Here is a 22,421-nt window from a genome sequence, read left to right on the forward strand (position 1 = left end):
TTCATTTGCAGGAGGATTTTGAATGAACAACAATACCGCAACCAACACCGCCACTTGCCCGACTGTCAGAAAGCAGATTGGCAAGACCACCTATATCGTCCGTGTTCATTTCAGCGAGACCGCAAAAGAGACGATGGAGGACAAAATCAAGCGTCTGCTGCGTGAGGAAGTCCGCAAAATGTAACTTCTTTTTGAATTTGATGAAAAAGTCCTTGACTTTTCGTCTCTGGCAAAACAGCCAAGTCGATTTTGATTTCCTGCGGTGCGCGTCTGGCCGTATTTGATATTGCGGAGCTGCGCGAGGTTACATCCTACGATGAGTTGGAACTGGATACGCTGGGAGACAGAAAAACGGCTCTGTTCCTCATTATGAGTGATACGGATGACAGTTTTAACTTTCTCATTTCCATGTGCTACACCCAGTTATTCAACCTGCTTTGTGAAAAGGCCGACGATGTATATGGCGGCAGGCTTCCGGTTCATGTGCGCTGTTTGATTGATGAGTGTGCTAACATCGGGCAGATTCCGAAGCTGGAAAAGCTGGTGGCCACCATCCGAAGCCGTGAAATCTCTGCCTGTCTGGTGTTGCAGGCACAGAGCCAGCTCAAGGCAATTTACAAAGATAATGCCGATACCATCATCGGCAATATGGATACTTCCATCTTCCTGGGTGGCAAAGAGCCAACAACGCTGAAAGAGCTGGCGGCTGTTCTGGGAAAGGAGACCATAGACACTTACAACACCGGAGAGAGCCGGGGACGGGAGACCTCCCACTCGCTTAACTATCAGAAATTGGGAAAAGAGCTGATGAGCCAGGATGAGCTGGCAGTTATGGATGGCGGCAAGTGCATCTTGCAGTTGCGCGGTGTGCGTCCGTTTCTTTCAGACAAGTATGACATTACCAGACACCCTAATTTCAAATACACAGCTGACGCAGACAAGCGAAATACCTTTGATATTGAAGCATTTTTGTCTGCCAGACTAAAACTCAAGCCTGATGAGGTCTGCGATGTATATGAAGTAGACACGGAGGGCGTGTAATACGGTTCCGCTGAGAAAGGAGTGATCGTATCTATTTGCCGCAACTGCCTCTGTTGAGGCCATTGGCGTACAAAGCGGGCAATCATCAACAAAATAATGAAAAAGGAGGACAGCCGGAATCAGGCTCTCATATATCGAGGGCAGATTGTTCCGGCTTTTGTGCGCTTATGAAACAAACCTAACTAATCATTCAAATGATTCCGGCTAATATTATTTATGGCATTTTTTGAACAGGCAATTACCGTTCTTCAGACTCTCGTTATCGCTCTGGGCGCTGGTCTTGGTATCTGGGGTGTCATCAACCTGCTGGAAGGTTACGGCAACGACAACCCTGGCGCTAATGCTCATGTGCGGTAAAGTAACACACAAGAATTTGATAGACAGCCTTCACTATTCAGAAAAATTAACCAAAAAAAAGCAAAATTGAATTTGATAATTGATATAATAGCTAAAATATGGTACTATAAAACAAAGGGAGATGATGCCAATGGTTTGATGAAACACACAACAAAATATAACTTTTTAAGCAAAGGAGGAAGTCCATAATGAGAAAAATCAAAACAATATTAGGGATAGTTTTTTCTTTAGCTATTGTAACAACAATGAACACTACTGTTTTTGCAGCTAACGATTCAGGAATACCAGAACGTAGAGGAGTATATATACGAGAATGTGTAGGTTATGAGCCTAATTATACGAATATTGATTATACTCATAAATTATTAGGTTCTGTTTCAGGCGATAATACTCAAGGCTCAAGTCCTATGCAAATTACATATCAATATGAACAAAGCGGAACAACCACCGCATCTATTGCGGGTTATGCCAATGGCACAACAGAAGCAAATGTTGTTTTTGCAAAAATGCAGGCGGAAGTAGGAGTTGAAGTTACCGGTTCACGTAGTTGGACAAAAGGAACATCAGCGGGTGTCTCATATAGTATTGCACCGGGGAAATTTGAAGTGTTAAATGTTTATATTCCTGCTGTTAGAACAGCTGGTCGTTTAAAATACAAGGTTTATATGGACGGCTATCCTGAAAATGTTTTTTATGAATATAAAACATTAACAGAATCTTATGCACCACAAAAAAATTCTGTCCATTATAAAGTAACAACTTCTAGCTACTCAGCCATAAAAGTTCCAAAGGGAATGACGGTATACACGCCAACAGGAGTATATAAAGCACAATGAAAAACAAATTGTTTATATTACTATTAGCTTTTGTACTTTTGTTGAGTGCTTGTTCTAATAATTCTCCACCTGATGACAACACAAAAGAAGTACTGCCAGAGCTTGAAAGTGCCGGTTCTATTGAAAGCCGGGGCGAGAAATTTATTGAAAATTTTCCACAGGACTATCCTTCATTTGAATTATTAGAATATGTTTTTGGTTCCGCTGAAAATGCCCCAATACAACTGGTTGCGATAGCCCGAAATAAAGAAACTGGTTCATCAGCTACATTATTTGTGCTTGATGAAAATGGGGTAGGTCAGGTAGTTCTTGCAAGTGGTTATTCAGCGACATATTGCAAAGAAGATGGATTACAACTTGATAAAAACGTAATTTCTATTTCTTTGAATTTGGAAATCTCTAGTACAAATTCTGAAATTCACGACTTTAATATTACAGTAACACAGGAGGAAAATCAAGGTAAAGTCAATACAGTGTATTCTTCACAAGAAAACATCAGATCGAAAGTAGCAAATCCAGCCGAGCCAGTCAACGGCAAGTAAATGGGCTTCGCCCACCGTTGACAGCCCCGCCTGTCTTTGCAAATGTGTAGCCAAGAGGACGATAGCCCAAAGTGCTACCGCCCTCTTTTATTTTACAACTGAATAACCGCTGCCCCATAGCGGCACATGAAGCAGTAAGTCTGAAAAAGATTTGCTGCTTTTTTTGCGCCCATTTTTGGCAAATCGAGAAAGTATCGGTACTGATAAGTGAGCAGGGGGAAATTCCCGTTTTCTATCAAGCAGCGGGCAAAACACAGCTTCTGAAACGCCTTATTGTTGGGAAAGACCAAGCCGCCGGAAAAGTCTTTGCCAGAAAGAGAGGGAGAACGCCAGCCCGCAGCCTTTTATGAAAAAACTGGTTGCGATTTCCCGAAAAAGTGGCAGTAGGAAGTGAGCGGCAGTCCGGCAGTTTCTTAGAGCAAGATTCTACCGCAGTACCAAAATTCGCTTATCGCTCATTTTGCCCCTGCGGGAATCTTGTTGGGGAGTGCCTTCCCCAAACCCTGCCATGCGGCTTACGCCGCTTATCCCGCCGCAGCCATGCGGCAGTCGAAAGGAGGTTTTACCATGCGAAAACGATACAACACACCGCACCGCAGCCGGGTAGTCAAGACACGCATGACCGAGGAAGAATATGCCGAGTTTGCGGAAAGGCTTTCTGCCTGCAACATGAGCCAATCCGAGTTTATCCGGCAAGCCATAACCGGGGCAGCCATACGCCCCATCATAACTGTTTCCCCCGTCAATGACGAGCTGCTTGCCGCTGTTGGGAAGCTGACCGCCGAATACGGCAGGATCGGCGGCAACTTAAACCAGATAGCCCGGACGCTGAACGAGTGGCACAGCCCCTACCCGCAGCTTGCCGGGGAGGTACGGGCGGCGGTTTCCGACCTTGCTGCCCTAAAGTTTGAAATCTTGCAGAAAGTGGGTGACGCGGTTGGCAACATTCAAACATATCAGCTCTAAAAATGCAGACTATGGCGCAGCGGAAGCCTACCTCACATTTGAGCATGACGAGTTTACCATGAAGCCCACCCTTGATGAAAACGGGCGGCTGATACCGAGGGAGGATTACCGCATTTCTTCCCTTAACTGCGGGGGCGAGGATTTCGCTGTTGCCTGTATGCGGGCTAATCTCCGCTATGAGAAAAACCAAAAACGGGAAGATGTGAAAAGCCACCACTATATCATAAGCTTTGACCCACGGGACGGGACAGACAACGGCTTGACCGTAGACCGGGCGCAGGAGTTGGGCGAGCAGTTCTGCAAGGCACATTTCCCCGGACACCAAGCCCTAATCTGCACCCACCCGGACGGGCATAACCACAGCGGCAATATCCATGTGCATATCGTCATCAACTCCCTGCGGATTTATGAAGTCCCGCTTCTGCCCTACATGGACAGACCAGCCGATACACGGGAGGGCTGCAAGCACCGCTGCACCAACGCCGCTATGGAATATTTCAAGAGTGAAGTCATGGAGATGTGCCACCGGGAGGGGCTTTACCAAATCGACCTCCTAAGCGGCAGCAAGGAACGGATAACGGAACGGGAATACTGGGCGGCAAAGAAAGGGCAGCTTGCCCTTGATAAAGAGAACGCCGCCAGAGAAGCCACCGGACAGCCAACCAAGCCCACCAAGTTTGAAACGGACAAGGCGAAGCTGCGCCGGACGATACGGCAGGCACTTTCCCAAGCTGGTAGCTTTGACGAGTTTTCTTCCCTTTTGCTGCGGGAGGGTGTGACCGTCAAGGAGAGCCGGGGGCGGCTTTCCTACCTCACGCCGGACAGGACAAAGCCTATCACAGCCCGGAAGCTGGGGGACGATTTTGACAAGGCTGCTGTCCTTGCCCTGCTTACACAGAACGCCCGCAGAGCCGCAGAACAGACCAAAGCCATACCCGAATACCCTGTCGCAGTTAAAAAGCCGTCACAAGGGGAAAAAACCACAAAAACCACCCCGGCAGACAACACCTTGCAGCGCATGGTTGACCGGGAAGCCAAGCGAGCCGAGGGCAAGGGCGTGGGCTATGACCGCTGGGCGGCAAAGCACAATCTAAAGCAAATGGCGGCTACCGTTACCGCCTACCAGCAGTACGGCTTTTCTTCCCCGGAGGAACTGGACGAAGCCTGTTCTGCCGCCTATACCGCCATGCGAGAAAGCCTTACGGAGCTGAAGCAGGTGGAAAAGACGCTGGACGGGAAAAAGGAGCTGCAACGGCAGGTGCTTGCCTATTCCAAGACCCGCCCTGTCCGGGACGGGCTGAAACAGCAGAAAAACGCCAAAGCAAAAGCAGCCTACCGACAGAAGCACGAAAGCGACTTTATCATAGCAGACGCAGCCGCCCGCTATTTCAGGGAGAACGGCATTTCCAAGCTGCCGAGCCATAAAGCCCTGCAAGCAGAGATTGAAAGCCTTATCAAAGAGAAAAACAGCGGCTACAACGATTACCGGGCAAAACGGGAGGAATACCGCCGCTTACAGACTGTCAAGGGCAATATCGACCAGATTTTACGCCGGGAACGCAAGCCTGTGAAAAGGCAGGAACAGGAGCGATAAAAACCACCCCAAAATGTACCCGAACCCATACCGAACAAGGGGGCTGCCCCGTACCCTATCCGGCAATACCAAAGGATTTTTTAACGGGCTTACAGGGCAGAAAAATCCCGAAAATGATACCGAGATGATACAGAATTATCGCCGATACCGCCACACCAGCGGAAACGGCAGAAAGGAGCGCACCCATGCCAAGAATGAGCAAGAAACGGCGGCTGGAATGGTCTTTTTTCCTGCGGCAAGTAAAAGTCGGGAATACCACCTGCGACCGTATCACATACAACGACCTCTGCCGGGGCTGTACCCATAGCTGCAAGCAGAGCTTCCGGGCGGTTATCATACTCTGCCCCCGCTACTACTCCAAACGCCGGAAAAAGGAGGACAGGGACAATGGCAGATAACCGCAAGTATTACTACCTCAAGCTGAAAGAGAACTTTTTTGACAGCGACTCCATTGTGCTGCTGGAAGATATGAAAGACGGGATTTTATATTCCAATATCCTCTTGAAGCTGTACTTAAAATCGCTGAAAAACGGCGGGAAATTGCAGCTTGACGAGCATATCCCCTACACAGCACAGATGATAGCGACACTGACCCGCCACCAGATAGGGACAGTTGAGAGGGCTTTAGAGATTTTCCGGCAGTTGGGGCTTGTGGAGCAGCTTGACAGCGGGGCTTTCTATATGACCGACATTGAGCTGATGATAGGACAGTCCTCTACCGAAGCCGAGCGAAAACGGGCTGCAAGGCTGGAAAACAAGGCACTTTTACCGCCCCGGACAAAAGGCGGACATTTGTCCGACATTCGTCCACCAGAGATAGAGATAGAGTTAGAGAAAGAGATAGAGATAGAAAAAGAGAGAGAGGGAAAAACGGGGCACCCCGCCCCCGCCGCTTATGGCAGATACAACAATGTGATACTGACCGATACAGAGCTTTCCGGGCTGAAAACAGAGCTGCCCGACAAGTGGGAGTATTATATTGACCGGCTTTCCTGCCATATCGCTTCCACCGGGAAGCAGTACCACAGCCATGCAGCCACCATTTACAAGTGGGCGCAGGAGGACGCTGCCAAAGGCAAGGCTGCCCCGAAACAGGGCATACCCGATTATTCATGCAAGGAGGGCGAGAGCTTATGAAAAACGAGATTGAAGCTATGATTACGGACATTACAGCCACTACCGCCGAAGCGGAGGACTACACAGGCGAGGACGGGCTTTTATACTGCGGCAAGTGCCATACGCCCAAAGAAGCCTATTTTTCAAAAGAAACCGCCCAATGGTTAGGGCATGACCGACACCCGGCAGAGTGCGACTGCCACCGGGCAGCCCGTGAAAAACGGGAAGCCGCTGAAAGCCGACAGAAGCACCTTGAAAAAGTGGAGGACTTGAAACGCCGGGGCTTTACCGACCCCGCTATGCAAAACTGGACATTTGAGCATGACAACGGCAGAAACCCACAGACCGAAACCGCCCGCTTTTATGTGGAGAGCTGGGAAACCATGCAGGCTGAAAATATCGGCTACCTGTTTTGGGGCGGCGTGGGGACAGGAAAAAGCTACCTCGCTGCCTGTATCGCCAACGCCCTTATGGAGAAAGAAGTTGCCGTCTGCATGACAAACTTTGCAACGATACTGGGTGACCTTGCCGCCAGCTTTGAGGGCAGGAACGAATATATTTCCAGCCTTTGCAGCTATCCTCTACTGATACTTGATGATTTCGGTATGGAGCGAGGGACAGAGTACGGGCTGGAACAGGTTTACAGCGTGATTGACAGCCGTTACCGAAGCGGCAAGCCGCTGATCGCCACGACCAACCTCACGCTGGAGGAATTGCAGCACCCGCAGGACACGCCCCACGCCCGTATCTATGACAGGCTGACTTCCATGTGCGCCCCCGTCCGCTTCACGGGCAGCAACTTCCGAAAGGAAACCGCACAGGAAAAGCTGGAACGCTTAAAGCAACTGATGAAGCAGCGAAAGGAGAGCCTATGACAGAAACGAAACAGACAAGCACCACCAAAACAGACCGCCGCCCGGACTGTGTGACGGAAATCCGCATGGGCAACTCCGTCCTTACCGTTTCCGGCTTCTTCAAGCAGGGCGCAACCGATACCGCAGCCGACAAGATGATGAAAGTGCTGGAAGCGGAAGCTGCTACACAAAAAATGGCGATTTGACCGACCATAAAGAAGCAGATTTGACGCTTTTGCCGCTATACAGACAGCCACCCCATGTGGTACAATCAAGGTACGGAATAGTGGGGCTGGCTGTCGGAAACGGAGGATTTTATGTTAAGACAGACCAACCAACAACCAATTACCGCCCTTTACCCAAGACTTTCCCATGAGGACGAGCTGCAAGGCGAGAGCAATTCCATTTCCAATCAGAAGCGTATCCTTGAAACCTATGCGAAGCAGAACGGCTTTTCCAATCTGCGCTGGTACACGGACGACGGTTATTCTGGTGCGAACTTTGCTGAGGTTAGATAGCGATACTTTTTACATCAACCATGTTACGGCGGTCATGGTTGACAACTTGCGTCGGCTCCTGCTCGGTATCAACCTGTCCGACAAAGCTGTAATGGATTTCGATTTTCCGGGTGTTGGTTTCCCGATCCAATTCGTGTATCAAGATACGGTCGATAAACTCATGGACGTTTTCATAGGTCAATTCCTGTATGTCGCTGTATTTCCCGACAATCTGAATAAACCTTGATATATCCCTTTTTCGCTCGGTAACGGTTGCGATCTGCTGTTGTAACTCGTCTATCCTTGCGGCAAGGGATTTCTTTTCGTCCTCATAGCCGGAAGTTAGAAACACAAACCGTTCATCTGTCAGTCTGCCTAATGCGTTGTCCTCATACAGCTTGCGGAAAAGCGTGTCAAGTTCGGTCATACGCGCCTGTGCTTTGGAAAGTTCCTTTTGCTGCTGCGCTAATGCCTTTCTCGCTTCCATGTCGCCGTACTCGGTAGCTTTACAGATAAAGTCCTGTTCGTGTTCCTTAACATACCGCAAAATCCGCCGCATATCTTCCAGCACTAAATCAAGAAGTACGTTTTTGCGGATATAATGAGAGGTACACTCGCTGCCTGTCCTTGCCCTGTTGCGCCATGCGCCGCAAGAATAGGAAAACTTGCGCGGCTCGATATTTACGCCCTGTTGGTAATACATCTTATGTCCGCAACCAGCGCAAAACAGCAAGCCGGAAAAAATATCAATCTCCGCTGCTTTTGTCGGGCGGTGGCGGGTAGCAATCCGCTTTTGCGCAAGTTCAAAGGTTTCCTCGTCAACAAGCGGCTCATGGGTGTTTGGGAAGAAATAGCGTTGTTCTTCTTCGTTCTTCCGGGTCTTTTTCGACTTGTAGGATACCTTGTGAGTTTTCGCGGTTATGGTATGCCCTAAATATTCCTGCCTTGCTAATATGTCATAGAGCGTTTTGTCCGGCCAAGTATAGGGGGCGATCATTGCCCGCTGATACCGCGCCTGTCCTGTGCGCTGATAGCGCAACGCTCCAATCGTCAAGACTTTGTTTTCCGCAAGCCATTTTTGGATTTCGCACATACGCACGCCGCTAACAAACATAGCGAAAACCTGTTTGACAATCGGCGCGGTTTCCGGGTCGGGTATAAGGTGGTGGCGGTTGTTCGGGTCTGGGATATAGCCGTATGGATATTCCCCGTTGACACGCTCGCCTTTTTGCGCCTGTGCCTGTTTAACTGCACGGATTTTCTTGCTTGTATCGCGGGCGTAAAACTCGTTAAACCAGTTCCGCAAGGGGGTAAACTCGTTATCCTCCCGCGCTGTGTCAACTCCGTCGTTAATCGCGATATAGCGCACTCCGTTTTCGGGAAATACAATCTCTATGAGTTCGCCCGTTTTCAGATAGTTTCTGCCAAGACGGGAGAGGTCTTTGGTAATAACCGTCGCCACTCGTCCGGCTTCCACTTCCTGCAACATCGCTTGCAGCCCCTCGCGCTCAAAACTCACGCCGGAAAATCCGTCGTCCACAAAAAACTTTGTGTTCAAAAAATGGTGTTCGTCCGCATAGCGTTGAAGTATCATTTTTTGGTGCTGTATGCTTCCGCTTTCTCCGGCCTGCATATCCTCTTGACTTAAACGGCAGTAAAGGGCGGTGATTTTATTCGACTGTAACATTAGTCCTCCTTTCCGACAGCCGAATAAACAGGTATAATGTGTTGCTATCATTATACCATATCCCGCCGCCTAATGCACTACTCGGACGCTAAAAAGCCCGGATTTCCGGGCTTTTTCTGCAAATCCTTTACAATGAGTTTTTCAATCTTTTTATGGATTGTATCGGTTGCCTTTTCACTCGGCAACGCTTGAACAAGATAGGTGATTTTCCCTATTTTGCGTTCGGTTGTAATTGTCTGTTTTTTATCCATTAGAAAAACCTCCTTTTCCTGTATGGATAAACTATATTCGTCAAAAGGCAAAACGGGCGGTTGTTAGCTGCAACCTCACGGGAGTTTCACCCCGGCCCATGCTTATGGGTGCGCCGCGCAATACTTTGAGGGTGTTCAACGCGGGAGTATCATTGTGCCGCCTTGTATGTCGTCGCCCACAAGCTGCTAAACTTGTTTTACGGCGCGGTAGTTCTCGCTCGACTTTTCCCCAACGGGGAAAAGCGGTCATGGCGTACCCGCCGCCCGGCTCGGTACAGACGGAATGTACCCGTTGCCTGTTATGCTGCGCACCAAAGGCCGCTTTCTTTGTCAAGGAACAATAGGCTTTGTCGGCCTGTAACAGTACACCGTTTCCGATGTGCTGTTACGGAACGACAAATAGCCCATAACGGGAAGCGTGGAAAGGGGACACGCTCCCCGCATGGGCTAAAAGATTATCCTACATGAAAAGCAAGGGTGCGGGTAATAAGGCGCACTTGCAGCCTGTTACGCATTTCCTCGTCCACATAGGAATAGGTATTGCCCGCGTCGTCTTTCAGCGTGCGGGTACAAAGTTTCGCTATGTAACCCTCGTAATGCTTCAAGATCGCGCACATGGCGGTTGTGTCGCCGTTTGCCGCTGCGGAAATGACAGGGAACGGCAACAGATTTTCAGATTTCCTAACGGTATTCATCATCTGCTTTTCCCTCCAAATACTGTTTGATTTTCGCAAGCGCGGATTTCCTGTGCCGGAAAACCGTCGTGCGTACAACATTCAGCAGTTCAGCAATTTCCGCGTCGCTCATGTCCAAGAAGTAGGACAAAAGGATAATGTCGCGTTTCCTTTCGGGCAAAGCGTTAAGGGCTTCGGCAAGCAGTTCATTTTTGACGAGTACATCAAAGCCGGACACTTGAAAACGGAAATAATCGCTTTTGTATTCGTCCGTTGTGAAAAGCTGCGCGAGTTCGCTTTCGCTCAAATCCGAAAAAGGTACTTCGCGTGCTGCGCGTTTCGCAAGAGTGCGGCGGTGGCTTTTCGCTTCGCCAACCAAAGTTTTCTTTGCTAATGCGTCGTACTGATGTTGTATTCTTTCCTTGTCGGAAGAAGATAGCTCCATAGAGTTCACCTCCTTCCCGCGTGGAGTAGAGGACGGGAGTTAAGGGCTTGTCCTCTCTGCCCCTTTCGCTCCGTACCCGTTCGGGAGATGGCTCTTGAGTGCGTTTTTCAGAAAAAAGTTGAAAAAAGCAAAATGCGCCCGTCCGCAAGACGCGGACGAGCGCAAAGGAAATGTAAGAAGTATTTAGATGTATTGACAGTTCATACTCATAGCCGGAATATCCCGCTTGCGGAGCATAGCTTTTTTTGACCGCAAAGCATTAGGCGGGTTACAGTAAATAAAAATGGACACGGCGATACCTCCCCGATACCGCCGTATCCTTAAAAAAGGGCGACTTTAATACACTACCCGCAATCCATTCTATAATAGGGAACAGCGGCTTTTGCGCAATATTAAATAAAAAAGCCGATAACACATAGGTTTTTTGACCTAATGCGTTATCGGCTCTGCGTCTATGCGTCTGGCACTTTTAATCATTTTTTTTTGAATTTATTATATGTGTTAGCTAACTGTCCACAAGCCGCGTTAATCTCTCTGCCATGAGAAACTCTCATAGTAACTTCAAGTCCTGCTTGCTCTAATTGATGTTTGAATGCAACTATTTCCCGTTTCTGTGGTGCTTTAATTCTTGAATTGCTTGTTGGGTTGTATTGTAACACGTTAATCATAACTTTTTTGCCCCGAAACCATTTTGCAAGTTGTCTTACATCTGAGGGCCGGTCATTTATACCCGGTAAAAGCAAATACGCAAAGACAATTTTGCGATTATGCCTTTCAGAATAGGATAAGGCTTGCTTAACAACATCTTCAATAGCATATATGCGCATGTGAGGAATAATACGATTTCTTGCAGATTGTGTTGCTGCGTGTAAAGATATTGTCAACTGAATTTTAAGATGTTCCTCGCGCAATTTTTTTAATTGATCGACCGGACCAACTGTTGATATGGTAATGCCGTCGGTTGGAAAGTTGAGCCCATATCTATCTCGGAGAATATGGATTGCTTTTATCAAGTTGTCATAATTGAATAAAGGCTCTCCCATACCCATAAAAACGATACGGTTTACTTTTCGACGCAACAATATAATCTGTTGTACGATTTCTGACGATGTTAGATTACGAACAAAGCCATTTCGCCCGGACTCACAAAAAATACAACCAACAGGACAACCGACTTGTGTGCTCACGCAAACAGTTCCACCATCTCGCCGCTTGATAAAAACCGTTTCAATGTATTTGTTGTCTTTCAGTTCGTAAACATACTTTTCAGTATCACTGCTTTTGCAAATATTTTTTACCAACATTGATAGATTTTTTTTGCGTGGTAATTGCTTATATAATTCTTCATATAAGGCTTTTGCTTCATTCTCGCCAATAACTTCCGACATTTCTTTGTAAGTAAATCCGTATGGATCATTCCGTACTTCCGCAGGCGTATATTTAGGTAAACGTTTCATTTTTATATCCTTTCTTCTAAATAATAAAAGTTTGTTTTTCTGTATTTTTGATTACAATCTCTAATTTTTCTACATCAATGATATGCGTCAATTTGCATTTAGGGCAGAAAAGAGGAAAATCTTTTAATACAGTATTATGAAATACTTGAACTCTCGTCTTTCCGTTACAAATCGGACATTTTATCCAATATTTTTTAAGCATTATATTTCACTCGTCCTTTTTACACAAAAAAATGCAGGTCAATCCTCAACATGAGCATTGACCTGCATTTATAATGCACAGAGCAGTACAACAAAACTAAGGCATAGCTTGCACTATGTCTATACTATATCTATACGTCGTTAGTTTTTTGTATAGCATCCGCAAAATAAGCATGACAAAAAAGCCCATGTTGAAAATGGGAAAATCCTTTTTTTCAATGCTTATCTAATACGCATGCTATGCAACATAAACGCCGCCTCCTTTTACATAAATTTTATTTTATCAGAAAATCAGTCTACTGTCAATACACAACAGGAAGTATTTAACCTAATGATATGAATTGTGTGGACATATCCAAAAAGAAAGGTGAACTGTAAAATGTAACAGGGTGAATGAAAATGGCAAAAAGACCCGTACCATTGTACGACTTTAAGGCTTTCGGGGCAGCTATAAAAGCCGCGAGAAATGAATACGGCGAGAGCCGCAAAAAGGTAAGCGACGAGTTATATATTTCCCCGCGCTACCTTGCGAATATCGAGAACAAGGGACAACAGCCGAGTTTACAGGTATTCTATGACCTTGTAACCCGGTATCATATTTCGGTAGATCAATTTTTCTTCCCGAACAGCAATGCGGAGAAATCCACCGGGCGGCGGCAGCTTGACGCGCTGCTGGACGGTATGAGCGATAAAGGCATACGGATTGTAACCGCAACGGCAAGGGAGATAACAGAAGTCGAACAAGCAGAGGACTAACCTCACAATATGGGAAGCAGGAGATTGCAGCGCATAGGGGCTGCAATCTTTTTTTGCGCCAAATTAGAAAGAGAGTGCAACAAACGCTGCCTTTGAAACGGGATAAGGAGTAGATAGCAAGCACAGCAAACGAGTACCCGTTTGCGAAAAGTGCTTGTTGGGATAATCCCAAACCCTTATACCGAAAGGCGGTGCGGAAATGGAAAACCGAAAGAGAAATATACAGATGAAGTTTTACGTTACGGAAGAAGAAAAGCGGCTGATCGACGAGAAGATGAAGCAGCTTCCCATAAAGCAGTATGGGGCATACTTCCGTAAAATGGCGATAGACGGGTATATTCTTGTCGTTGACCGAAGCGACACAAAAGCATATATCCGGGAACTGCAAGCGGTGAGCCGGAACATCAACCAGATTGCAAAACGCGCCAATGCGACGGGGACGGTTTACAGGCAGGATATAGAGGACATTAAAAAGGCGGTGGACGAGATATGGCGGTTACAAAGACGCACCCTATTAAATCAACCTTAAAGGCTGCGATAGACTATATCTTAAATCCCGAAAAGACAGACGGGAAGCTGCTTGCGTCCTCTTTCGGCTGCGGGCTGGAAACCGCCGATATTGAGTTTGCATGGACGCGGGAAGCTGCCGGAGATCGCGGCACACATTTAGGGCGGCACTTGATACAATCCTTTGCGGTGGGAGAAACCACACCGGAAGAAGCGCACAAAATCGGCATGGAACTTGCCGGGGCGGTATTAGGCGGCAAGTATGAGTTTGTTTTGACAACTCACGTCGATAAAGACCATCTGCATAATCACTTGATTTTCAACGCGGTTAGCTTCGTTGACTACAAAAAGTACCATTCCAACAAGCAAAGCTATCACTTTATCCGGCGCACCAGCGACAGGATATGTAAAGAGCATGGGCTATCCGTCGTCGTACCGGGACAGGACAAGGGAAAAAGCTATGCAGAATACACCGCCGAAAAGCAAGGGACAAGCTACAAAGCAAAGCTGAAAACGGCGATAGATACTCTCATTCCCCAAGTGAAAGATTTTGACGAACTGCTGCGCCGCTTGCAGGAAATGGGGTATGAAATCAAACAGGGCAAATACATTTCCTTTCGCGCTGCCGGACAGGAACGGTTTACCCGCACAAAGACGCTCGGCGCGGCCTATACGGAAGAAGCGATAAAGGAGCGTATCAAGGGCGTGTATGTTGCCAAAACAAAAACGCTGCGGGAAGATAAGAAAATCCGGCTTGTCGTCGATCTTGAAAACAGTATCAAAGCCCAACAGTCGGCGGGCTATGAACGGTGGGCAAAAATCCATAATCTGAAACAGGCTGCTAAAAGCATGAACTTCCTAACCGAAAACAAGATTGAGTATTATAGCGAACTTGAAAGCAAGATAGCCGATATTATGACCGCCCATGACGCGGCGGCAAGGGCGGTTAAGGACGTAGAGCAGCGTATGTCTGATTTGTCGCTGCTTATCAAGCACACGACCACATACCGACAATTAAAACCGATTTACGAGGAATACAAGAAGTCGCGGGACAAGGAAAAGTATCTGCGGGGGCATGAAAGCGAAATTATCCTGTTTGAAGCTGCGGCAAGGGCATTAAAGGAAATGCAGATAAAGAAGCTGCCCGATCTCGCCGCGCTGCGCAAGGAGTATAGCAGCTTAAACGACAGAAAAAGCAAATTGTATGAGGATTACCGCCAAGCGAAAAAGCAAATGCAAGAATACGGCATTGTCAAAAAGAACGTCGATAGTATTCTTTACCCGTCCCAAAGCAGGGCGCGGGAGCAGGAGCGATAAGGCGCAAAACATGGGGTGGCAAGTGGAACGTTAAGGGCTGAAAACGCCTGTGTTTCTGCGGCTTCCAGCGCGGGGAAACAGCATAGACGATAAAGTATATTCAAACCCGCAAAAACGGCTTTCTAATTGTCCACGCAAGGACAAAAAAAGAACAGGGGCGCGGTGCCGGAAATCGGCAACCGCGCCCCTGTTTTCTATGGGCTATTCCTCGTCGGTCAAGATAAACTCCCTTTCGGAAAACTCGCTGTCCGTCATGGCTTGCAGCTTGTTCACCGCTGCGGCGGCAAGCTGGCGCATATCCTCGTCCATGTAGGGCATGGCGGCAAGGATATTTTCAAGCGTTGTTTCCCGGCTGTCCTCGGCGTAGATCGCAACAATGTTTTCTTCCTCAATGGTAAAGCGGGTATTCATGCTATCAAACCTCCAAATCCTTTTTATGCTCTTTCTGTTTATCTTTCGGCTGCTGCGCCGCCTGTTTCTTGTATTCGTCCAGCTTCTTCAAAATGGACGGTTTTTTCTGCGGCTGTTCCCGTTTCTCGGCTTTTACCGCTTTTGCAAGGTCGGTAACGGAAATCGCTTCCCCCGCCTTTGCCCGCTGCTCAAAATCTGCAACGGTGGGCGTTTGCGGCGTATTGTTGATAAGCCCGTCAAAATTGTTGTCGTTCTGCTCTATGGTGTCCTCGACGTGCTTTAAGGGATTATCCCGCTGCGGCTGCTCGGCGGCTATGGCATAAGCCTGTGTGCCATTCCCCATAATGAGATACTTCCCGTCCTCCGACGCATGGTGAAAACCAAATCCCGCCGCTTCGATCTGTTCACGGCTCATATCGGTAATATGAAAATTGCCCCTCGGCGTTCTGACGGTTTCACCCGTCAAAAGGCTGTCGGGGGTCGCTTCCGGCTGCTGCTTTTCAAGCTGCCCGTCCTTGTAGGAATATCCTTGCGCCGCGATTGCTTCAAGGGTCTTGCCCGTAACGTCGCCATAAATCCGCTTGTCTGCGTCAACCAGCATTTGCAAAGTGTCTTGTACGGTGTCGGACAAGGCTTGCTGCTGTTCGGGCGGCAGCTTGTCAAATACGGGGGTCTGCTGCTCCTGCAAAAACTCCGGCACTTGCTGAAAACCGATACTGTCTACATAGTGGGCGGTGTCCTCGTCGTTCTGATGAAGCACAACAATGTCGGAAACGGAAAGGCTATGCCCCTTGAAATCGGCGGGGTGGTCGATATTAAACCTTTCCCAAATGTCGCCCAGCGTCATATCCTTTGTAAGCGGTGCAGTATAGACGAGTTCATAATTTACCCGGTCAATGGTAAGTCCAGCCGCTTGCAGACGGTCATAAGGCTCAAAGCGCAAGTCCCTTGTTTCGTCCCCGCGCTTTAACTGATAAATGGAAAAGGTATCGCCCTGCTCCTGCTCGGCTTGCCGCTGCTGCTGCAACTCGGTAAAATGCCCCTCAATCTCGGTAATGAGTTCCTTTGCGGTGGTCTGTATTGTTTCAAGGGACGCTTTTAACTCGGTCATTTCCTTGCCGCTGCTCCAACCAGCCACATAGCCGAAAGAGTAATCGGAAGTATCAAGGCCGAAATGCTGGCAAACCGTATAAGCGACGCTTTCCGCTTCTACCTCGCAGGTATGGCGGTCAACGCGGTTTTGCTGCTCCGGCGGGGCGTTTAAGTCTACGTCGTGCAGCTTCGCATGGGCGATTTCGTGAATGGCGGTCTTTACCGCCTGTAATTCACTCACGCCCTCTTTGATTGCAATACGCTTGTCGGTCAAACTGAAATACCCATTTGCGCCGTTTGTGATCTGCTCAAATGCAATCGGGACGGGGGACGCTTTTTCAAGGGCGGCGAAAAAATCCTCGTACTGCTCCACATCGGCAAGCAGCGGTTTAACGGAAAGGTCGGGAAACTCCTTGCCCTCGGTCTGCGAAATATCAAAGACGGTTATAACCTTAAAGGCGGGGACGGTGATTTCCTTTTCTTCCTTTACCACTTTTCCCTCGCGGTCAAGCATGGGCTTTCTCGTTTCGGGGTCGATTTTATCAACCAGCTTTTTCACCTTGTAGGGCGCGGGGGCAAAGATTTTAATGCCTTTCTCGCCTTTCTTTACATGGCGGTCAAACTCTTTCTGCCATTGTGAATAGCCCTTTACCAAATTGCCGCCCTGCATGGCAATTAGGATAGTGTTATTCAAGCTGTAATCGTGAAACTTCGACATGGCAGTAAGAAACTCTTTGTAGCGGTCGCTGTCAAAAATCGCCTGTACGCCCTGTTCCAAACGCGCGGTGATCTCCTTTACCTTTTCGGCGGGCTTTTCGGAAGTAAGGATAATGGGGACGACGGGGCGGGGCTGCTGCGGCTCTGCGGCCTGTGCGTCTGCTTGCTGCGTTTCGGCTGCGTCCATATAGGCTTTGTCCTGTTCGCCGCGCTCCGGCTGCGGGTAACTCATAATGCGGTATTCTTCCGGCACTTCGCGCCCCTCAAACTGCCGTTCCCACTCGTCGCCGCTTTCCACGATATAGCCGTACTCGGTAAACGCGCCTTTTTCCTGCGCGGCAGCGTTCCTGCCAAAAGTAGAAAGGTCAATGCCGCCTTTCCATTCTTCGGGCATTTGTACCATGCCGGATTGATTTAAGTAATAGTCGCCCAAATCGTGGTAGTTATGTACTTCGGGGATATGGACGTAGAAATCCACGTTGTAGGTGAAGTCAATTACCTGTCCAATATTTGCAAGCCCGTTTTTCTGCTGCAAGGCTGCGTTCAGCTTGCCAACCTCGGCGGGGTCAAGCTGTTCGAGCCGCGCCGCAAGAAAATTGAGTTCGTCCACGTCGGCGGCGCATACCATTTCATAAGGCAAGGCAATATGTTTCTCCGGGTCGTCGGAATAGCCGCGAATGGAAAAATCCTGCGGGTTGTCGGCGGTAATGCCGACGTTCCGCATAGCTTCGTGCAACTGCTCCTTTGTGGCGGGCATATCCAGCCAATAGCCGCCGGGGTCGCCCGCGTCAAAGCGGCTGCGGTTGCCTATCATAATAGAAAACTGTTCGCTCATGTGTTCACGCTCCTTTTCCTGCCCGGTATTTTCGGGGATAGCTGCCGCCTGTTGCTGCTGCGGGGGTTCTTCGCCCTCTATGGTGTAGTCCGGCATGAGCATACCGTTTACTTTGAAATAGTCGGCGTACTCCTGCGGGATAGGCGGGGAGATTTCCGTAAACAGACGGTCATACGCTTTGATACGCCCATTCAGATACTTTTCCATAGCTGCCTTGTCGGTGAAAACCTTTCTATCTTGTCCGGCAATCTTCGCTTGGGTTCTGCTTGGGCTGTTGGTGCGCACGCTCCATGTAAGCGTCCATGAATACGGGATAGATTTCTGCGCTTCTTTGTCGTAGCGGGTATTCTCGTAAATGTAGTAATTCATCTGATATACCCGGTTGCTGCGAATATGGCGGTTATGCTCGGTGGTCTGCCACTCGTTAGCGGTGTGCTGGACGTGCGGCGTTCTCACATATTCAAGTGTTTTATCCAGCAAAAGCGTTCTTCCCGCCTGTTCTTCCCATGCGGCGGCGCGTTCTTTAAGGTCGTCAAAAATCGCCTGTTCTGCCGCCGCGCTTTCGCTGCGCATGGAAAGTAGCTGCGCAATCGGCAAGGAAGCATAAGGGGCAATCTCCCTGTCCTTTGCTTCAAAATATATCCGGCGTTCTATCCGCATGGTTTCGGCGGTTTCCAATTTGTCATGGTCGTATGAGGAATACGGCATATTCTTTCATCACGTCCTTTCTCGGTCATATAAGGGTTTGGGACTATCCCAACAAGCAAAATGCCCGCGCTCTCTATGGGAAGCGCGGGCATTTCTCGCAAACGGGTACTCGTTTGCTGTGCTTGCTATGTAGTTGTTTTTATCCGTAAACGCCTGTTTCTCTCGCTTTGGGCTTTCTGTCTGCGGCGTATCTTTGCCGCGCAATCGGGGCAGTATTTCGCCCGGTTGCTGCCCGCCGCAAACGTGCTGCCGCATACCGCGCAACGCTTCAAATCGGTTTCCCCGCTGCGGGTGATCTGTTCGCAAAGCTGCCTGTCGGCGGGTAATACCGCTTCGCGGAAATAGCGGCATAGCAGCGAATAGCTGATACTCTGCACACAAACGCAAGTTTCCCCGTCGTCCAGCAGCAGACAATTCCCGCAATCGTTGTTTGCACAAGCGGCGCGGGTCATTTTCTTTACGGCGCGGTATTGCTTTTCATCAAGCCTTATCATTTTCGGTTCTGCTCGACGCGGAAGTTTACATACTTGCCGCCTGTGTCGGCAAGCAGCACAACTCCGTCAAAGGTCTTTCCCGTCTTGGTCGAGTACATACCTTTGATTTTTACCTTTCCGTCTTTCAAAAGGGCGGCGGCAATCGCCTTTGTGAAAGCCTTTTTGCGCTGCTCAAAAAAGCGGTCATTCTTCCACATCACAAAGCTGCAAGCCCTGTCGGAGCAGTAAAAGTTTTTCTTGCCCTCGTAAACCGCCGCGCCGCAACGGGGGCAAGTGCCGATTGCTTCCCGCTGCGGGGTAAACAGCTTCGCTTTATCCTCGGAAATCGCGGAATAGGTCTTGACAAGCCCCGCTGTCATTTCCTCAATGCTGCGCATGAAATCGTCCGGGCTGTCGCTGCCTTTGGCAATCCCGGTAAGGCGGGTTTCCCATTCTGCCGTAAGCTGCGGGGACGTAAGGACTTCGGGCAGGATAGCGGCAAGGTTATACCCGTCCTTTGTGGGGATTAGCTTTTTGCCCTTGCGCTCGGCAAAGCCCGCGCTAATGAGTTTTTCAATGATACCCGCCCGCGTTGCGGTAGTGCCTAACCCTTTGCGCTCTGCGTCCTCCGGCGTTTCTTCCTTGCCCGCGTTCTCCATAGCGGACAGAAGCGTATCTTCGGTAAATGCCTTTGGGGGCTGCGTGTAACGCTCGGAGATCTCCGCTGCCGGATTGTCAAAGGTCTGCCCCTCGGCAAGCGGCGGCAAAACGGTTTCCGGCTCTGCGTCCTCGTCCTGTTCCTCGGACGCGGCGCGGGACAGCTTTTCAATCTCACGCCACCCCTCGCAAAGCGTCGTCTTTCCCTTTGCGGTAAAGGTATAACCGCCGCAAGAGATAACCGCCGTAACCGCTTCATATTCATAGGGCGCGGCTGCGGCGCAAAGCAGCTTCGCGCATACAAGGGTCATAAGTTTTGTTTCGCTGTCGGTAAGGGAAGAAAAGCCCGTTTTCAAAAACTCGGCTGTCGGCAAAATAGCGTGGTGGTCGGTTACTTTGCTGTTGTCGCAAACCCTTGTAAGGTCTGCTTGCAGCTTCACGTCCCGCATAAAGGGAAGCAGCGAACAAAGCCCGGTAATGAGTTCCTTTGTGCTGCGCTGCATATCGGAAGTGATATATTTGCTGTCGGTGCGGGGATAGGTCAAAAGCCGCTTTTCGTAGAGGGCTTGCGCATAATCAAGGGTCTGTTTCGCCGTAAACCCGTACAGGCGGTTGGCTTCGCGCTGCAACGCGGTAAGGTCAAACAGCTTCGGCGGTGCAACGGTCTTTTTCTCTTTTTTGAGGGAAGTACAAACGGCTTGCGATTTCTCGCAAGCCGCTTTCATCTGCTGCGCCGCCGCTTCTTCGTTCAGCCTTTCGGACAAAGCCGAAACACCGCCCGCGTCCAGACGGACAACATGATATTTTTCTTTCTTAAAGCTGCTGATCGCATAGTCGCGGTTTACCAGCATGGTAAGGGTGGGCGTCTGCACTCTGCCGACATTCAGCGTTTTGTGATAGAGGATAGAGAAAAGGCGGGTCGCGTTAATCCCGACAAGCCAATCTGCCTTTGCTCTGCAAAGCGCGGATTGATAGAGGTTGTCATAGCTGCGCCCGTCTTTGAGGTTTGAAAAGCCCTCGCGGATTGCGCTTTCTTCCATGCTGCTAATCCAAAGGCGGGAAAAGGGCTTTTGGCAATTTACCTGTTCGTAGACAAATCGAAAAATGAGTTCTCCCTCGCGCCCGCTGTCGCACGCATTGACAATCTCGGAAACGTCGCTGCGCTGCATAAGGTCTTTGAGTACGGAAAACTGCTGCTCCTTGCCGCTGGCAACGGTAAACTGCCAATCCTGCGGGACAATGGGGAGATCGTCATACTTCCATTTTCGGTACTGCTCGTTGTAGGTTGCCGCGTCTGCAAGGCTAATCAAATGCCCGATACACCACGACACAAGGTAGCCGCTGCCCTCAAAATATCCGCTGCGCTTTTCATTCGCGCCAATAACGGCGGCAATCGCCGCCCCGACACTCGGTTTCTCTGCAATTACAAGTTTCATACTTCCTCGTCCTCCTGCTCGGTTTCTAATTCTTCCTCGTCGTCCTCGTCAAAATCGAGATCGTCAAGGTTGCTGCTGCCTTTTGCCGCGTCCTTTTTGGGCTTCATAATCTTAAAGTAATAGAACGCGCCGCCGCTTACTGCGGCAAGAAGCAGCACGACAAGCAGAATAGCACCGCCCATGCCGCCGCCTTTATCTTCCTCCGGCTCCGGCTGCTCGGTTTCTTCCGGCTCCGGCTCGGCTTCCTTGCCCGCGCACTCGCTCATATTGACGCTGCAAACGGGGCAATCGGTGTTGACGCTTCCGGCAACGCATTTTTCAGTACAGCTACAAGCGGGGGCTTCGGTCTGTTCGTCCTCCATAAGCTGCAAAAGGTCTTTTTCATCAACTTGATTGAGGAAATGGACGGTGTTTTCTCCGTCCTCGGCGCGGTCAATGATGATGTAAAAATAGTTTCCGTTTTTCGTAACGACGGTAATAAACTGCTTATCGCCGGACGCTTCGCCCGTTATGTCGTCCACAAGGCTCATGTTGCCCTCCGGCGTTAAAGGCTGCGGCTCATAGCCGCCCGTCGTTTCTTCCGGCTCGGTTTCGGTTACGGGGGTAGGCGGCTCGTCGCTCACGTCACCGCCGCCCGCAAAAGCGGTAACAGAAAAGCCGCCCATGAGTACAAGGGCGGCAAGCAAAGCGGTAACGCTGCGGAACAGTTTTTTATGCTTCATCTTCGGTTTCCTCCTGTTCGTCGGTATAGTCTGCGTCCGGCTGCGGCAAAGCAATTTCGCCGCTGGCGTAAGCGGAGAGGAACGCGGCAAGCTGCGCCCCGTCAAGGTGTACCGCTTTCACCATTTGAACGATCTGCGCATTTTCTTCCTCGATTTTCTGCGCTTCAAGGTCTTTCAGTCTTTTTTGGTATTCAAGGATTTTCGCCCTCGTTTTCTCAATATCCCGTTCGATACGGTCAAGTTTCGTGTTTGCCATAGAAATAAACTCCTTT

The 22,421-nt window shown here is 49.3% G+C and carries 24 protein-coding genes and 3 pseudogenes; 15 read left to right on the top strand and 12 right to left on the bottom strand.

The window, feature by feature from the left end:
• Positions 1-22: 22 nt before the first annotated feature.
• From M1L66_RS13315 to M1L66_RS13370, 12 genes and pseudogenes are all read left to right on the top strand, one after another.
• Positions 23-184, top strand: coding sequence for a transposon-encoded TnpW family protein (locus M1L66_RS13315; RefSeq protein WP_148336321.1), 162 nt, complete (start codon positions 23-25; stop codon positions 182-184).
• Positions 185-225: 41 nt separating this feature from the next.
• Positions 226-1,041 (top strand): annotated as a pseudogene (locus M1L66_RS13320) (VirD4-like conjugal transfer protein, CD1115 family); the annotation flags it as partial.
• A 216-nt stretch (positions 1,042-1,257) separates the two neighbouring features.
• Positions 1,258-1,386: pseudogene (locus M1L66_RS13325) on the top strand (Maff2 family protein); the annotation flags it as partial.
• Between the two features lie 200 nt (positions 1,387-1,586).
• Entirely contained in the window at positions 1,587-2,234 is a 648-nt protein-coding gene (locus M1L66_RS13330) for a YfkD family protein (protein WP_006857809.1), read from the top strand.
• Positions 2,231-2,776, top strand: a complete 546-nt coding sequence (locus M1L66_RS13335; protein WP_006857810.1) for a hypothetical protein — start codon at positions 2,231-2,233, stop codon at positions 2,774-2,776. The genes M1L66_RS13330 and M1L66_RS13335 overlap by 4 nt, the downstream gene beginning before the upstream one ends.
• Before the next feature lie 567 nt (positions 2,777-3,343).
• Entirely contained in the window at positions 3,344-3,742 is a 399-nt protein-coding gene (locus M1L66_RS13340) for a plasmid mobilization protein (protein ID WP_044024773.1), read from the top strand.
• Positions 3,714-5,336: a relaxase/mobilization nuclease domain-containing protein gene (locus M1L66_RS13345; RefSeq protein WP_014078531.1), complete on the top strand. Its 1,623-nt coding sequence runs from the start codon at positions 3,714-3,716 to the stop codon at positions 5,334-5,336. Before M1L66_RS13340 ends, M1L66_RS13345 begins: the two co-directional genes overlap by 29 nt.
• Positions 5,337-5,521: 185 nt before the next feature.
• Complete coding sequence (locus M1L66_RS13350; RefSeq protein ID WP_005927784.1) at positions 5,522-5,734, top strand: hypothetical protein; 213 nt, start codon at positions 5,522-5,524, stop codon at positions 5,732-5,734.
• On the top strand, positions 5,724-6,473 hold the full coding sequence (locus tag M1L66_RS13355; protein WP_014078533.1) for a phage replisome organizer N-terminal domain-containing protein: 750 nt from the start codon (positions 5,724-5,726) through the stop codon (positions 6,471-6,473). Before M1L66_RS13350 ends, M1L66_RS13355 begins: the two co-directional genes overlap by 11 nt.
• Positions 6,470-7,327: an ATP-binding protein gene (locus M1L66_RS13360; protein ID WP_014078534.1), complete on the top strand. Its 858-nt coding sequence runs from the start codon at positions 6,470-6,472 to the stop codon at positions 7,325-7,327. Before M1L66_RS13355 ends, M1L66_RS13360 begins: the two co-directional genes overlap by 4 nt.
• The gene (locus M1L66_RS13365) at positions 7,324-7,512 is read left to right on the top strand and encodes a transposon-encoded TnpW family protein (protein ID WP_014078535.1); all 189 of its coding nucleotides are present in this window, start codon (positions 7,324-7,326) and stop codon (positions 7,510-7,512) included. The genes M1L66_RS13360 and M1L66_RS13365 overlap by 4 nt, the downstream gene beginning before the upstream one ends.
• Positions 7,513-7,623: 111 nt before the next feature.
• Positions 7,624-7,809: pseudogene (locus M1L66_RS13370) on the top strand (recombinase family protein); the annotation flags it as partial.
• Positions 7,810-7,816: 7 nt separating this feature from the next.
• Here the strand turns inward: M1L66_RS13370 and M1L66_RS13375 are convergent.
• From M1L66_RS13375 to M1L66_RS13400, 6 genes are all read right to left on the bottom strand, one after another.
• The gene (locus tag M1L66_RS13375) at positions 7,817-9,490 is read right to left on the bottom strand and encodes a recombinase family protein (protein WP_058118380.1); all 1,674 of its coding nucleotides are present in this window, start codon (positions 9,488-9,490) and stop codon (positions 7,817-7,819) included.
• 77 nt (positions 9,491-9,567) lie between these two features.
• Complete coding sequence (locus tag M1L66_RS13380) at positions 9,568-9,741, bottom strand: transposon-encoded TnpW family protein (RefSeq protein WP_002604472.1); 174 nt, start codon at positions 9,739-9,741, stop codon at positions 9,568-9,570.
• A 455-nt stretch (positions 9,742-10,196) separates the two neighbouring features.
• Positions 10,197-10,439 (bottom strand): helix-turn-helix domain-containing protein, encoded by a 243-nt coding sequence (locus M1L66_RS13385; protein WP_002604473.1) that lies wholly within the window; start codon positions 10,437-10,439, stop codon positions 10,197-10,199.
• A complete protein-coding gene (locus M1L66_RS13390) occupies positions 10,423-10,860 on the bottom strand; it encodes a sigma-70 family RNA polymerase sigma factor (protein ID WP_003502131.1) in 438 nt (145 codons plus the stop codon). The genes M1L66_RS13385 and M1L66_RS13390 overlap by 17 nt, the downstream gene beginning before the upstream one ends.
• Positions 10,861-11,333: 473 nt before the next feature.
• Positions 11,334-12,317, bottom strand: coding sequence for a 23S rRNA (adenine(2503)-C(2))-methyltransferase RlmN (gene rlmN, locus M1L66_RS13395; protein WP_002584956.1), 984 nt, complete (start codon positions 12,315-12,317; stop codon positions 11,334-11,336).
• Positions 12,318-12,333: 16 nt separating this feature from the next.
• Positions 12,334-12,519, bottom strand: a complete 186-nt coding sequence (locus M1L66_RS13400) for a cysteine-rich KTR domain-containing protein (RefSeq protein WP_003431289.1) — start codon at positions 12,517-12,519, stop codon at positions 12,334-12,336.
• Between the two features lie 398 nt (positions 12,520-12,917).
• Between M1L66_RS13400 and M1L66_RS13405 the strand changes: the two genes are divergently transcribed.
• The 3 genes from M1L66_RS13405 to M1L66_RS13415 all read left to right on the top strand — a co-directional run bounded on the left by M1L66_RS13405 (position 12,918) and on the right by M1L66_RS13415 (position 15,098).
• Positions 12,918-13,274 carry a helix-turn-helix transcriptional regulator gene (locus tag M1L66_RS13405; RefSeq protein ID WP_044942672.1) on the top strand — a complete coding sequence of 119 codons (357 nt, stop codon included), beginning with the start codon at positions 12,918-12,920 and terminating at the stop codon, positions 13,272-13,274.
• A gap of 199 nt (positions 13,275-13,473) precedes the next feature.
• Positions 13,474-13,803: a plasmid mobilization protein gene (locus M1L66_RS13410; protein WP_002584958.1), complete on the top strand. Its 330-nt coding sequence runs from the start codon at positions 13,474-13,476 to the stop codon at positions 13,801-13,803.
• Positions 13,764-15,098 carry a relaxase/mobilization nuclease domain-containing protein gene (locus M1L66_RS13415; protein ID WP_044942473.1) on the top strand — a complete coding sequence of 445 codons (1,335 nt, stop codon included), beginning with the start codon at positions 13,764-13,766 and terminating at the stop codon, positions 15,096-15,098. Before M1L66_RS13410 ends, M1L66_RS13415 begins: the two co-directional genes overlap by 40 nt.
• 201 nt (positions 15,099-15,299) lie before the next feature.
• On the opposite strand, the gene M1L66_RS13420 is transcribed toward M1L66_RS13415, so the two are convergent.
• The 6 genes from M1L66_RS13420 to M1L66_RS13445 all read right to left on the bottom strand — a co-directional run bounded on the left by M1L66_RS13420 (position 15,300) and on the right by M1L66_RS13445 (position 22,405).
• Positions 15,300-15,509 (bottom strand): transposon-transfer assisting family protein, encoded by a 210-nt coding sequence (locus M1L66_RS13420; RefSeq protein ID WP_002584960.1) that lies wholly within the window; start codon positions 15,507-15,509, stop codon positions 15,300-15,302.
• Positions 15,510-15,513: 4 nt separating this feature from the next.
• Complete coding sequence (locus tag M1L66_RS13425; RefSeq protein WP_058118381.1) at positions 15,514-18,861, bottom strand: YodL domain-containing protein; 3,348 nt, start codon at positions 18,859-18,861, stop codon at positions 15,514-15,516.
• Positions 18,862-18,986: 125 nt separating this feature from the next.
• The gene (locus M1L66_RS13430) at positions 18,987-19,355 is read right to left on the bottom strand and encodes a cysteine-rich VLP domain-containing protein (protein ID WP_002584962.1); all 369 of its coding nucleotides are present in this window, start codon (positions 19,353-19,355) and stop codon (positions 18,987-18,989) included.
• Positions 19,352-21,427: a type IA DNA topoisomerase gene (locus tag M1L66_RS13435; protein ID WP_044942468.1), complete on the bottom strand. Its 2,076-nt coding sequence runs from the start codon at positions 21,425-21,427 to the stop codon at positions 19,352-19,354. The genes M1L66_RS13430 and M1L66_RS13435 overlap by 4 nt, the downstream gene beginning before the upstream one ends.
• On the bottom strand, positions 21,424-22,149 hold the full coding sequence (locus tag M1L66_RS13440; RefSeq protein WP_044942466.1) for a DUF4366 domain-containing protein: 726 nt from the start codon (positions 22,147-22,149) through the stop codon (positions 21,424-21,426). The genes M1L66_RS13435 and M1L66_RS13440 overlap by 4 nt, the downstream gene beginning before the upstream one ends.
• On the bottom strand, positions 22,139-22,405 hold the full coding sequence (locus M1L66_RS13445; RefSeq protein WP_003508256.1) for a DUF4315 family protein: 267 nt from the start codon (positions 22,403-22,405) through the stop codon (positions 22,139-22,141). Before M1L66_RS13445 ends, M1L66_RS13440 begins: the two co-directional genes overlap by 11 nt.
• Positions 22,406-22,421 lie beyond the last annotated feature (16 nt).

This window comes from Hungatella sp. SB206, assembly GCF_051132295.1.
GTDB lineage: Bacteria > Bacillota > Clostridia > Lachnospirales > Lachnospiraceae > Hungatella > Hungatella effluvii.

Coding starts and splice junctions, on each gene's coding strand:
- M1L66_RS13355 (WP_014078533.1), top strand. CDS start 5,724: ATGGCAGATAACCGCAAGTATTACTACCTCAAGCTGAAAGAGAACTTT.
- M1L66_RS13365 (WP_014078535.1), top strand. CDS start 7,324: ATGACAGAAACGAAACAGACAAGCACCACCAAAACAGACCGCCGCCCG.
- M1L66_RS13375 (WP_058118380.1), bottom strand. CDS start 9,490: ATGTTACAGTCGAATAAAATCACCGCCCTTTACTGCCGTTTAAGTCAA.
- M1L66_RS13425 (WP_058118381.1), bottom strand. CDS start 18,861: ATGCCGTATTCCTCATACGACCATGACAAATTGGAAACCGCCGAAACC.
- M1L66_RS13420 (WP_002584960.1), bottom strand. CDS start 15,509: ATGAATACCCGCTTTACCATTGAGGAAGAAAACATTGTTGCGATCTAC.
- M1L66_RS13440 (WP_044942466.1), bottom strand. CDS start 22,149: ATGAAGCATAAAAAACTGTTCCGCAGCGTTACCGCTTTGCTTGCCGCC.
- M1L66_RS13385 (WP_002604473.1), bottom strand. CDS start 10,439: ATGATGAATACCGTTAGGAAATCTGAAAATCTGTTGCCGTTCCCTGTC.
- M1L66_RS13380 (WP_002604472.1), bottom strand. CDS start 9,741: ATGGATAAAAAACAGACAATTACAACCGAACGCAAAATAGGGAAAATC.
- M1L66_RS13360 (WP_014078534.1), top strand. CDS start 6,470: ATGAAAAACGAGATTGAAGCTATGATTACGGACATTACAGCCACTACC.
- M1L66_RS13430 (WP_002584962.1), bottom strand. CDS start 19,355: ATGATAAGGCTTGATGAAAAGCAATACCGCGCCGTAAAGAAAATGACC.
- M1L66_RS13435 (WP_044942468.1), bottom strand. CDS start 21,427: ATGAAACTTGTAATTGCAGAGAAACCGAGTGTCGGGGCGGCGATTGCC.
- M1L66_RS13445 (WP_003508256.1), bottom strand. CDS start 22,405: ATGGCAAACACGAAACTTGACCGTATCGAACGGGATATTGAGAAAACG.
- M1L66_RS13415 (WP_044942473.1), top strand. CDS start 13,764: ATGGCGGTTACAAAGACGCACCCTATTAAATCAACCTTAAAGGCTGCG.
- M1L66_RS13400 (WP_003431289.1), bottom strand. CDS start 12,519: ATGCTTAAAAAATATTGGATAAAATGTCCGATTTGTAACGGAAAGACG.
- M1L66_RS13330 (WP_006857809.1), top strand. CDS start 1,587: ATGAGAAAAATCAAAACAATATTAGGGATAGTTTTTTCTTTAGCTATT.
- M1L66_RS13350 (WP_005927784.1), top strand. CDS start 5,522: ATGCCAAGAATGAGCAAGAAACGGCGGCTGGAATGGTCTTTTTTCCTG.
- M1L66_RS13335 (WP_006857810.1), top strand. CDS start 2,231: ATGAAAAACAAATTGTTTATATTACTATTAGCTTTTGTACTTTTGTTG.
- M1L66_RS13315 (WP_148336321.1), top strand. CDS start 23: ATGAACAACAATACCGCAACCAACACCGCCACTTGCCCGACTGTCAGA.
- rlmN (WP_002584956.1), bottom strand. CDS start 12,317: ATGAAACGTTTACCTAAATATACGCCTGCGGAAGTACGGAATGATCCA.
- M1L66_RS13405 (WP_044942672.1), top strand. CDS start 12,918: ATGGCAAAAAGACCCGTACCATTGTACGACTTTAAGGCTTTCGGGGCA.
- M1L66_RS13340 (WP_044024773.1), top strand. CDS start 3,344: ATGCGAAAACGATACAACACACCGCACCGCAGCCGGGTAGTCAAGACA.
- M1L66_RS13410 (WP_002584958.1), top strand. CDS start 13,474: ATGGAAAACCGAAAGAGAAATATACAGATGAAGTTTTACGTTACGGAA.
- M1L66_RS13390 (WP_003502131.1), bottom strand. CDS start 10,860: ATGGAGCTATCTTCTTCCGACAAGGAAAGAATACAACATCAGTACGAC.